The organism is Sphingomonas bacterium (genome assembly GCF_903644135.1).
GTDB lineage: Bacteria > Pseudomonadota > Alphaproteobacteria > Sphingomonadales > Sphingomonadaceae > Sphingomonas.
Genome location: NZ_CAHJXA010000062.1, coordinates 1 through 10,632, shown reverse-complemented (window position 1 = coordinate 10,632; position 10,632 = coordinate 1). Strand labels below are relative to the sequence as shown.

The 10,632-nt window shown below is 68.9% G+C and carries 10 protein-coding genes and 1 pseudogene; all 11 read right to left on the bottom strand.

Annotation, left to right across the window (positions count from 1 at the left end):
* Positions 1-85: 85 nt before the first annotated feature.
* On the bottom strand, positions 86-925 hold the full coding sequence (gene hpnD, locus HUU96_RS05255; RefSeq protein WP_174291802.1) for a presqualene diphosphate synthase HpnD: 840 nt from the start codon (positions 923-925) through the stop codon (positions 86-88).
* Positions 922-1,761, bottom strand: coding sequence for a squalene synthase HpnC (hpnC, locus tag HUU96_RS05250; RefSeq protein ID WP_174291801.1), 840 nt, complete (start codon positions 1,759-1,761; stop codon positions 922-924). Before hpnC ends, hpnD begins: the two co-directional genes overlap by 4 nt.
* A 3-nt stretch (positions 1,762-1,764) precedes the next feature.
* Positions 1,765-2,742, bottom strand: coding sequence for a glycosyltransferase family 2 protein (locus tag HUU96_RS05245; protein ID WP_174291800.1), 978 nt, complete (start codon positions 2,740-2,742; stop codon positions 1,765-1,767).
* A gap of 49 nt (positions 2,743-2,791) precedes the next feature.
* The gene (locus HUU96_RS05240) at positions 2,792-4,909 is read right to left on the bottom strand and encodes a RelA/SpoT family protein (protein ID WP_174291799.1); all 2,118 of its coding nucleotides are present in this window, start codon (positions 4,907-4,909) and stop codon (positions 2,792-2,794) included.
* A gap of 83 nt (positions 4,910-4,992) precedes the next feature.
* On the bottom strand, positions 4,993-6,468 hold the full coding sequence (gene rpoN, locus HUU96_RS05235; RefSeq protein ID WP_174291798.1) for an RNA polymerase factor sigma-54: 1,476 nt from the start codon (positions 6,466-6,468) through the stop codon (positions 4,993-4,995).
* A 153-nt stretch (positions 6,469-6,621) separates the two neighbouring features.
* Positions 6,622-7,404, bottom strand: a complete 783-nt coding sequence (lptB, locus tag HUU96_RS05230; RefSeq protein ID WP_174291797.1) for an LPS export ABC transporter ATP-binding protein — start codon at positions 7,402-7,404, stop codon at positions 6,622-6,624.
* 112 nt (positions 7,405-7,516) lie between these two features.
* The gene (locus HUU96_RS05225; RefSeq protein WP_174291796.1) at positions 7,517-8,035 is read right to left on the bottom strand and encodes an LptA/OstA family protein; all 519 of its coding nucleotides are present in this window, start codon (positions 8,033-8,035) and stop codon (positions 7,517-7,519) included.
* A 5-nt stretch (positions 8,036-8,040) separates the two neighbouring features.
* Complete coding sequence (locus HUU96_RS05220) at positions 8,041-8,679, bottom strand: LPS export ABC transporter periplasmic protein LptC (RefSeq protein ID WP_174291795.1); 639 nt, start codon at positions 8,677-8,679, stop codon at positions 8,041-8,043.
* 110 nt (positions 8,680-8,789) lie between these two features.
* Positions 8,790-9,410: a ribonuclease D gene (locus HUU96_RS05215; RefSeq protein WP_174291794.1), complete on the bottom strand. Its 621-nt coding sequence runs from the start codon at positions 9,408-9,410 to the stop codon at positions 8,790-8,792.
* A gap of 45 nt (positions 9,411-9,455) precedes the next feature.
* Positions 9,456-10,232 (bottom strand): TerC family protein, encoded by a 777-nt coding sequence (locus tag HUU96_RS05210; protein WP_254605016.1) that lies wholly within the window; start codon positions 10,230-10,232, stop codon positions 9,456-9,458.
* 61 nt (positions 10,233-10,293) lie between these two features.
* Positions 10,294-10,632: pseudogene (locus HUU96_RS05205) on the bottom strand (hypothetical protein); the annotation flags it as partial.

The following is a 10,632-nucleotide window of genomic DNA, read 5'->3' as shown; positions in this document are numbered from 1 at the left end:
CCCGGCGCGGACCAGCGCCACCGCTGCCGACAGGCCGGCGAGGCCGGCTCCGGCGACCGTCGCCCGCGCGAACCTCATGCGGCGGTCAGCGCGCCAGGCTAAGCCGCAACGCGGTCCAGACCAGCCCCAGCTTGGACACCCTCACGCGGTGGCGCGGTGCCTGCCAGCCGACCGCCTTCATCCGCGCCAGCACCTTGCCATAGGCCGTCGCCATCAGCCGCGGCGCGAGCAGATGGCCGTGCGGCCGCCGCGCCAGGATCGCGCGTGCCTGGACATAATGCCCGTCCGCCTCCGCCGCCATCGCCCGCGCCACTGCGTCGATGCGCGGGTCGGCGGTCACCTCGGCGGGGGTGGTGAGGGCGATGCCGGCTCCGGTCAGTCCCTCCAGCGGCAGGTAGACACGGCCGATACCCGCATCCTCGTCGATGTCGCGCAGGATGTTGGTGAGCTGGAGCGCGCGGCCCAAATGATAGGCGAGCGCCCGCCCCGGTGCCTCGTCCATCCCGAACACGCGCACCGACAGCCGCCCGACCGCGGAGGCGACGCGGTCGCAATACAGGTCCAGCTCGGCGGCGGGCGGCCAGCGGATATCACCGGCGACGTCCATCGCCATGCCGTCGATTACCGCATCGAAATCGACCTTGAGGAGCCCGAAGCGATGCACCGCCTCTGCTACCAGCGCCGCGCGGCCGGGCGGTCCGCCGGCGTAGAGCGAGGCGATGTCGGCGCGCCAGGCGTCCAGCTGGCCGGCCCGGTCGCTACGGTCGCCATGCTGGTCGTCGGCGATGTCGTCGACCGCGCGGCAAAAGGCATAGATGGCGTACATCGCCTCGCGTTCCGCCTTGGGGAGCACGCGCATCCCCGCGTAGAAGCTGCTGCCCGAAGCTGTGCCCTGCAGCTGGGCGGGAGTGTTTTTGCGGTTCATCGCCGCCTGACCAGTTGGCGCAGCGCCGGGCCGGCGGCGAGCCGAAGCGCCTCGGGCGCGCGGTGGTGGACGCGCTCGCTAAGCGGATCGCGCGTCAGCAGCCGCTCCGTCAGGTCCTCGGCCAGCCGCTGGATCACCGCAACCTCGGCCGCGAGGCGGCGGTCGCGGATCAGCCCTGCAAAGGGCGCGCTCTCGACCAACAGTGCGCGCGTACGACGCGCGGCATCGCGGATCGTGGCGAGCAGCGCTGGCGAAGCCTTGGCAGCGCCCAGATCGTCGATCCGCGCGCCGGCGGCGGCGATCACGTCGGCGGGCAGGTAGACGCGGTCGAGCTCGCGGTAATCCTTGCCGCAATCCTGGAGGTGATTGACGATCTGCAACGCCGCGCACAGCGCATCCGACGCCGGCCAGGTGGCGGCGCGATCCTCGCCATGCACATCGAGGACGAAGCGACCGACCGGCATCGCCGACCGCCGGCAATAATCGATCAGCCCGGCCCAGTCGGCATAGCGGTTGACCGTCACATCCTGTTCGAACGCGTCGAGCAGGTCCCGCGCATGAACGTCGCTCAAGCCTGCGTCGTCGAGCACCTCGCGCAACGCCAACGCCTCCGCCGCGCCGCCGCTCGCCCCGTCCAGGCCGCGGCGCATCGCGGCGAGCTGGCGCAGCTTCTCCGCCGCCGGCGCGGTCTCGTGGTCGGCGAGGTCGTCGGCGGCGCGGGCGAAGCGGTAGAAGGCTATCACCGGCGCGCGGTGACGCCTGGCGAGCAGCCAGCTCGCCACCGGGAAGTTCTCGTCCCGATGACCCTTGCCGGAGGACAGGCTGGCGGTGGCCATCGGCTAGTCCTGCCCGGCCTTGAACCCCAGGCTGGCGCGGCCGCGCACCTGCCCGGCGACGTCGGCGACGAGATACAGGGGCCGCCGCTTCGATTCGACGTAGAGCCGGCCAAGATACTCGCCGATCATGCCGAGCACGAACATCTGGATCGCGCTCAGCACCACGACGACCAGCATCGTCGACGTCCAGCCCTGCACCGGCGACCCGCGAAAATAGCCCCAACCGATATAGAAGAGCAGCAGCAGCGACGCCCCCGCCAGCATCACCGAGGCATGGCTGGCGAACCGCAGCGGCGCGGTCGAGAAGCCGGTCACCGCGTCGAGCGCGAGCCGCACCATCTTGCCGATCGGATAGTTGGTCTCGCCCGCATGGCGCTCGGCGCGATCATAGGCGAAGGGCACCTGGCGAAAGCCGATCCAGGCGACCATGCCGCGGATGAAGCGCGCCTGCTCGGGCAAGGACAGCAACGCATCGAGCGCGCGCCGGCTCATCAGCCGGAAGTCGCCGGTGTCGAGCGGGATGGTGGTGTCGGTCAGCCGGTCGAGCAGGCGGTAGAACACCGCCGCCGTCACCCGCTTGAACAGCGTCTCGCCGGCCCGCTTGCGGCGCACGGCATAGACCACGTCCGCCTCCTGCTCCGCCATCGTCCGGCGCATGTCGGTCAGCAGTTCCGGCGGGTCCTGAAGGTCAGCGTCGATGATCAGCACCTGCTCGCCGATGCACAGGTCGAGCCCGGCGGTCAGCGCCAGTTGATGGCCGTGATTGCGCGACAGGTTGATCGCCACCAGATGCGGATCGTCCTCGCTCAGCCGCTGCATGATCCGCCAACTGTCGTCGCGCGACCCGTCGTTGATCAGCAGGATCTCGAAATCCTCGCCTACCGCCGCCCGCGCCGCCGCCGCGACCCGGGCGTGGAGCGTCGCCAGGCAATCCGCCTCGTTGTAGCAGGGGATGACGATCGACAGGGCCGGGCGCTGCATGGCCCGCTGATTACCCACCGCGAGCGGCCTCGTCACCTTGGAATGTGCCTCAGACCCGCTCGACCGCGTTGACGACATCGGCAGCGCGCAGCGCAGCGATGAGGCGCATCAGCTGGTGAAGGTCATGGACCTCAACGTCGATGACGTTGGTGTGGACGCTGGTGTCGCGGCTGTCGAGGCGCAGGTTGATGATGTTGGCCTTGTGCGCGCCGATCACGGTCGCGAGCAGCCCGAGCGCGCCCGGCTGGTTCTTCACCTCGACCTGGACGCGCGCCACCGCGCCCGCGATCTTGTCGCCCCAGGCGATGTCGATCCAGTCGGTCTCGCTGTCGGTGCGCTCGGCAAGGTCGCCGAGCAGCTTGCAGTCAATCGTGTGGACCTCGATCCCCGCATCGGGCCGGCGCAGCCCGACGATGCGGTCGCCCGGCACCGGATGGCAGCAGGTGGCGAGGTCATAGGCGACGCCGGGGGTCAGCCCCTTGATCGAGATCGCGCTCGACTGCGGTGCCAGCGCGTGGGCGACATCGGCCCCGGTCGAGCCGGGCATCAGCGCCTCCATCACCGCCGCGTCGGGCAGGGTGCGCCGCGCGATCGCGATCATCAGCGCCGCCTCGTCGGCGAGCTTCAGCCGCTGCAGCGTGTGGGGCAGCGCGTCATGGGCGAGGCTCGCCGGCAGCCGTGCGACGATGTCGTCGTACAGCTTGCGGCCGAGCCTCACGCTCTCCTCGCGTTCCTTGCCGCGCAGATGACGGCGGATCGCGGCCAGCGCCTTGCCGGTAATGGCGAAGGTCAGCCAGCCCGGCTGCGGCTCCTGCCCCTTGGAGCGCAGAATCTGCACCTGATCGCCGTTCTCGATCGGTGTGCGCAGCGGTACGACGCGGCCGTTGACCTTGGCCCCCACCGTCTGGTCGCCGAGGTCGGTGTGGACGGCATAGGCGAAGTCGATCGGCGTCGCGCCTTTGGGCAGCTGGATCAGCTCGCCCTTGGGCGTGAACGCGAAGATGCGGTCGGCATACATCGCCATGCGGGTATGTTCGAGCAGCTCCTCCGGGCTGGCGGCGGTGTCGAGGATCTCGACCAGGTCGGCGATCCAGCTGTGGCGGCCGTTGCCGACCGGGTCGGCGCGCGGCTTGCCCTCCTTGTAAGCCCAGTGCGCGGCCAACCCGAACTCGGCCTCGGCGTGCATCTCCGGCGTCCTGATCTGCACCTCGATGCGCGCATTGTCGCTGTGGATGACGCTGGTGTGGAGCGAGCGATAGCCGTTGCGCTTGGGCGTTGAGACGTAATCCTTGAACCGCCCCGGCACCATCGGCCAGCGGCCATGGATGACGCCCAGCGTGCGGTAACATTCCTCGACGCTCGGCACGACGACGCGGAACGCCATCACGTCGGAGAGCTGCTCGAAGCTGATGTGACGCTCCTGCATCTTGCGCCAGATCGAATAGGGATGCTTCTCGCGCCCCGACACCTCGGCGTCGAGCCCGGCACGGCGCAGAAGCAGCGTCAGGCCTGACGCGATCTTGGCGATCCGGTCGCCACCCCCCTGCTTGAGCTGGTCGAGCCGGCGGGTGATCGACTCGTACGCCTCCGGCTCCAGCTGCGCGAAGGCGAGCGTCTGCATCTCCTTCATGAACTCGTACATGCCGATCCGCTCGGCGAGGGGAGCGTAGATGTCCATCGTCTCGCGAGCGATGCGGCGGCGCTTCTCCGGCTTGGCGATAAAGTGCAGCGTGCGCATGTTATGCAGGCGGTCGGCAAGCTTCACCAGCAGAACGCGGATGTCGTCGGACATCGCCAGCAGGAACTTGCGCAGGTTCTCGGCGGCGCGCTCGGTGTCGGTCTGCGCCTCGATCTTGGACAGCTTGGTAACGCCATCGACCAGCCGGGCGACGTTGCTGCCGAACAGCCGGTCGATCTCCTGCGGGGTGGCGACGGTGTCCTCGACCGTGTCGTGCAGGATCGCGGTGGCGATCGTCTCGTCGTCGAGGTGCAGCTCGGTCAGGATACCCGCCACCTCGATCGGGTGACTGAAATAAGGGTCCCCCGACGCGCGCTTCTGCGTCCCATGCGCGTTGACCGAGAAGACATAGGCGCGGTTGAGCAGCGCCTCGTCGGCGGCGGGGTCATAGTCCAGGACCCGATCGACCAGTTCATATTGCCGCAGCATCCCGCCTAGATGGCGTCGCGGGCGGCGGCATTGCAACCGTTAGTGTCGCCGCTGAAGTGAAAAGCGCGTCACACGGCGGTCGCTCAGGCCCCTTCCAGGGCGCGGGCGCGGCGGCGCTGGACCGAGCTGCCGATCCCCATCGCCTCGCGATACTTGGCGACCGTGCGCCGGGCGATGTCGAAGCCCTTGGCCTGGAGCCGCTCGACCAACGTGTCGTCGGACAGGATGCCGTTACCCTCGCCGGCGATCAGCGCGCGGATGGCGCTCTTCACCGCTGCCGCCGACACCGCCTCGCCGCCGTCCGCCGCGGCAATTGCCGAGGTGAAGAAATATTTCAGCTCGAACAGCCCGCGCGCGCAGGACAGGTATTTGTTGGAGGTGACGCGGCTGACGGTCGACTCATGCATCTCGATCGCCTCGGCGACACGCGCCAGCGTCATCGGCTTCAGATGGGCGACGCCGTGGAGAAAGAACGCCTCCTGCTGGCGGACGATCTCGGTCGCGACCTTGACGATGGTGCGCTGGCGCTGGTCGAGCGCCTTGACCAGCCAGTTGGCGCTGGCGAGCATGTCGCCTAGCCACGCCTTGGACGCCTTGTCGCTTGCCCCAGCTCCGAGTTGCGCATGATAGCGGCGGTCAACCAGTACGCGGGGCAGGGTCGCGGCGTTGAGTTCCACCGACCAGCCACCGCGGGTGCGGGCCACGAAGACGTCGGGCACCACCGTCTGGCAGGGCGCGCCGCCGAAGCGGCAGCCGGGCTTGGGGTCGTAACCGCGCAGCTCGCGGATCATGTCGGCCATGTCCTCGTCATCGACGGCGCAGATGCGCTTCAGCCGCGCGAGGTCGCCGCGTGCGAGCAGGTCGAGATTGACGAGCAGCCGCGCCATGCAGGGATCGTAGCGATCGGCCTCCTTGGCCTGCAGCGTCAGACACTCGGCCAGGTCGCGCGCGCCGACTCCGGTGGGGTCGAAGGTCTGCACCGTCGCCAGCACCGCCTCGACCCGGACGAGCGGCACGCCGAGCCGGGTGGCGATGTCGAGCAGCGAGGCGGTGAGATACCCCGCTTCGTCGATCTGGTCGATCAGGTGGGCAGCGACGAAGCGGTCGGCGTCGCTGAACGCCGCGCCCGCCTGCGTCATCAGGTGGTCGGCCAGCGAGAGGTCCGGGTTGGCGAAGGCGTCGAGATCGGGGCCGTCCTCGCCCAGCGACCGCGCGCCGCCCGACAGCGAGCCGTCTAAGCCGCCGCCGCCATCGGCGACGCTGTCCGCCTGGTGGCTTTCCGTCGCGTAGTCGAGGTCGAGCGCCGGCTCGTCGGGGCTTGCCGTGCCGCCGACCAGTGCGTCGGTTTCGGTCCGTTCGGCCACAGGTTCGGGCCTCGCGGGGGCGCTCCCTTCATCCTCGCGCACCGTGGCGAGCAGCGGGTTCTTCTCGATCTCCTCGGCGATCACGCCTTCGATCTCGAGGTTGGAGAGCGCCAGCAGCTTGATCGCCTGCTGCAACTGCGGCGTCATCACCAGCGACTGGGTCTGGCGCAGGTCGAGGCGGGGGGCGAGGCTCACCTATTCCTCTCCCGTTGGGAGAGGGAGGATGCGCGCAGCGCCGGAAGGGTGAGGGTAACGATGGTTGCGCGCTCACCCTCACCCCGCGCCGCTCCGCGGCTTGCCCCTCTCTCGGTGGGAGAGGGGAGGAAGGGGCGAAGCTCCGCCATCGCCCTACAACGAGAACCCCTCGCCCAGGTACAGGCGGCGAACGTTGGCGTCGGCGACCAGCTCTGCGGGGCTGCCGCTGAACAGCACGCGGCCGTCATAGATGATGTAGGCGCGGTCGACGATCTCGAGCGTCTCGCGGACATTGTGGTCGGTGATAAGGACGCCGATGTCGCGGCGCTTCAGGTCCTTCACCAGGTCGCGGATGTCGGCGATCGAGATCGGGTCGATGCCGGCGAAGGGCTCGTCGAGCAGCATGATCGACGGCTCGGCCGCCAATGCGCGGGCGATCTCGGCACGCCGCCGCTCCCCGCCCGACAGCCCCATCGCAGGCGCGGTGCGGAGGCGCGTCAGGCCGAAGTCGCTCAGCAGCGTTTCCAGCTTGCGCTCCCGCGCCGCCCGGTCGGGTTCGGCGAGTTCGAGCACCGTCATAATGTTCTTCTCGATCGTCAGCCCGCGGAAGATGCTGGTCTCCTGCGGCAGATAGCCGAGCCCCAGGATCGCGCGGCGGTACATCGGCAGGCCGGTGATGTCGTGTCCGTCAAGCATGATCCGGCCGGCATCGGGCTTCACCAGCCCCATCACCGAATAGAAGCAGGTCGTCTTGCCGGCACCATTGGGACCGAGCAGCCCGATCACCTCGCCGCGCCCGACCGACACCGACACGTCGGTCAGGACGGCGCGCTTGTCATAGCTCTTGGCGATCGAGACGACCTGGAGCCCGTCGTCGATTGGAGCCTCGATGATCGGCTCGATGGAGTCGAGGGTGTCGGCAAGCGGAGCGTCCATGCGGGCAGGCCTCGCAAATATTGGTTAGCGGAAGGTTACCGCATCACCGGTTGGCAGGAAATATGCATAACGCGGCAATCGGCACGAAGCTGCGACATAAAGCCGCGCGCGATCAGTTGCGCTTGGGAACCGAGAAGGTGCCGGATACGCGCCCGCCGCTCTGGGTGACGCCGCCGGTTGCCGCACCGCTGCTCACCGCCGACCCGTCGACGACGGCGCGGCCGGTGTCGAGGTTGATGGTCAGCCGCCCGCCGCGCACGGTGTTGGTCCCCTGCGTCAGCGTCACCGCACCCAGCATGGTGATGACGCGGCTGTTGAGGTCGTAGATCGCGTACTGGCCGCGCGCCGCCTGGTCGGGGCGGGTGACGACGACGCCGCCGCTGGCATCCATCCGCGACACCTGCGGGCTGCCGTCGACGACCTGGCCGGTATAGGCGACCGTCACCCGCTCGGCGTTGAGCGTCATCTCCGACTGCTTCACCGCGACCTTGCCCGACAGCAGCGCCCGGTTGGCCTTGTCCTGCAATTCGATATGGCCGGCGTCGAAGCTGATCGGCGCGTTGGTGTCGTGGCGCTGCTGCGCGGCGGCAGGAATCGCGGTCAGCAGCAGCGGCAGGATCAGGAAGCGCATGGTCGCTATCTCGCCCGGTGCGGGACGATCCGCAAGTGGGCATGGCCGTCGAGCGTCACCGTGCGGTTCGCGAGGTCGGCGAGCATCCGGTCGGCGCTGAACGCGCCCTGCGTCACCGTGCCGGTCACCGCCGAGCCGCTGGCGAGGGTGCGCGCCTTGAGGTCGAACGTGCCGTCATGGGTGTCGAGCGAGTAGCCGCGCGGGCCCTTGATCGCGATCGGCCCTTCGATCGCCACCTGCTGCGTGCCCATGTCGTAGCGGCCGTTGTTGGCAATCAGCCGCGCCGGCCCGTCGGCGAGCCGGATGCCGGCAGCCAGGCCGGCGATCTGCACCACCGGCTCGGCCGAGCTCTTCTGGACCGCCGACTTGGCGTCGAGGGTGAAGGGCTGGCCCTTGCCGTCCTCGCCGCGATATTGCGCTGCCTGGATGCGCAGGCGCTCATGGGCGACATCGACCTTGTGCTTGTCGAGCACGAACGACACGTCGCCGGTCGCGGTCAGCGGCGCGGTGACGAGGAAGGCACCCAACACGCCGATGCCGATCGGCAGCCCGATCTTAAGCGTCGTGATCAGCCGATCGTGGGCGCTGCCCGGCAACGCCCAGACCTGGCGCGCCGACCGGACGCGGCGAGCGGCCTCAGACATATCTGTTGGCCTTCGGCAGGCGGTGCCGGCCCGCTCCCCCACCCGGCCGCCCATCCAAGATACGCTGTGGGCGGCCGGGTGGGGGAGCAGGCCGGTACCGCGACACAGACTCACGCATGAGCGAAGACATCGATCTCGGGCCAGCCGGCAAGATCGAGCGCGGCGCGCGACGGCAGGAAGTCGAAGCACGCCTGCGCCAGCACCATCCGCCCTTCGCGCACCAGCCGTCGCTCCAATTCATCCTTGAGCCGGTGGAGGAAGCGCACGTCTGAGGCGGCATAGTCCTTCTGCGCGTCCGACAGCTCGGGCGATCCCCAGTCGGAGGATTGCTGCGCCTTGGACACATCCTGGTTCAGCAACTCGCGCACCAGTTCCTTGAGGCCATGGCGGTCGGTATAGGTGCGCACCAGCCGCGAGGCGATCTTGGTGTCCCAGATCGGCGCGGCGACGACCCCGAGATAATGCTGGAGCGCGGCAACGTCGAACCGCCCGAAATGATAGAGCTTCAGCCGCGCCGGATCGGCGAGCAGTGCCTTCAGCTCGGGCGCGGCATAGTCGCTGCCGGCGTTGAAGCGCACCAGATGCTCGTCGGGGCCGCCGTCCGACAGCTGGACGACGCACAGCCGGTCGCGCGGGGTGATGAGCCCCATCGTCTCGGTATCGACCGCGATCGTCGCGCCAGGGGCGAAGATGTCAGCGGGAATATCTTCCTGATGCAGGTGAACGGTCATCGTCGCGCCCTAGACCGGCGGCGGGTTCCACTCAATGGCCGCGACTCACTGGCTGGCCTTGCGGCGGCGGGCGGCGATGTTGAGCGTCTCGACCAGCGCCGCGAACGCCATCGCCGCATAGATATAGCCCTTGGGCACATGCACGCCGAAGCCGTCGGCGATCAGCACCAGCCCGATCATCAGCAGAAAGGCGAGCGCCAGCATCACCACCGTCGGGTTGCGGGCGATGAACGCCGACACCGGGCCGGCGGCCATCATCATCACCCCGACCGCGATCACCACCGCCGCCATCATGATCGGCAGCTGGTCGGTCATGCCGACCGCGGTCAGGATCGAGTCGATCGAGAACACCATATCGAGCGCCAGGATCTGAACGATCGCGCTCGTCGCCGACAGGATCGGCTGGCCGGCCACGCGCGCGTCGCCATGCGGCTCCTCGCCGCTCATCACCGTGTGGATCTCGCCGGTCGCCTTCCACACCAGGAACAGCCCGCCGGCGATCAGGATCAGGTCGCGCCAGGACAGCGCCGTCTCGAAGGTCGGCTCGCCATGCGGGCCGGGCGGTCCCGACAGGCCCAGATCGATGATCGGTGTCGTCAGTCCCGCCAGCCACGCGATCCCCGACAGCAGCACCAGCCGCAGCACCAGCGCCAGCGCGATGCCCAGCCGGCGGATGCGCGCGCGGTTCGCCTCTGGCAGCTTGTTGGTCAGCAAGGCGATGAACAGCAGGTTGTCGATGCCGAGCACCACCTCCATCACCACCAGCGTGGCGAGCGCGGCCCAGGCGGCAGGGCTGGCGACGAGGCTGGAGAGGGCGGCCACCGATCATCTGTGCCGTTCGGGCAACGCCCTGGCAAGCATCGTGCGGCGGCTGTTGACAGGGTCATTTTTTGGTCTCGCCCGGCTTGCAGGATTGCGCTATGTCGATTGTCATGGCGCAGAAGGGTTCGCGCCGGAGGAACCGCGGCGATCGTCCGATGCCGGGTGCCTCGCTGGTGAATGGCGCGGACGACGGAAGACGAACAGGGTTATGAGTTTCGACAAGGGTGGCCGCGGCAATCGTGGCGGACGTGGCCGCGACAAGCGCGACGAATTCGGCGGCGACTCGGGCGGCTTCGGCGGCGGTGATTCGGGCGGCTTTGGCGGCGGCAGTAGCTTTGGTGGCGGTGGCTTCGGCGGCGGCGGTGGGTTCCGCAGCGGTGGCGGCGGCGGCTTCAGCGGC

Coding starts and splice junctions, on each gene's coding strand:
- HUU96_RS05215 (WP_174291794.1), bottom strand. CDS start 9,410: ATGACCGTTCACCTGCATCAGGAAGATATTCCCGCTGACATCTTCGCC.
- hpnD (WP_174291802.1), bottom strand. CDS start 925: ATGAACCGCAAAAACACTCCCGCCCAGCTGCAGGGCACAGCTTCGGGC.
- HUU96_RS05225 (WP_174291796.1), bottom strand. CDS start 8,035: ATGCGCTTCCTGATCCTGCCGCTGCTGCTGACCGCGATTCCTGCCGCC.
- lptB (WP_174291797.1), bottom strand. CDS start 7,404: ATGGACGCTCCGCTTGCCGACACCCTCGACTCCATCGAGCCGATCATC.
- HUU96_RS05245 (WP_174291800.1), bottom strand. CDS start 2,742: ATGCAGCGCCCGGCCCTGTCGATCGTCATCCCCTGCTACAACGAGGCG.
- hpnC (WP_174291801.1), bottom strand. CDS start 1,761: ATGGCCACCGCCAGCCTGTCCTCCGGCAAGGGTCATCGGGACGAGAAC.
- HUU96_RS05240 (WP_174291799.1), bottom strand. CDS start 4,909: ATGCTGCGGCAATATGAACTGGTCGATCGGGTCCTGGACTATGACCCC.
- HUU96_RS05220 (WP_174291795.1), bottom strand. CDS start 8,679: ATGTCTGAGGCCGCTCGCCGCGTCCGGTCGGCGCGCCAGGTCTGGGCG.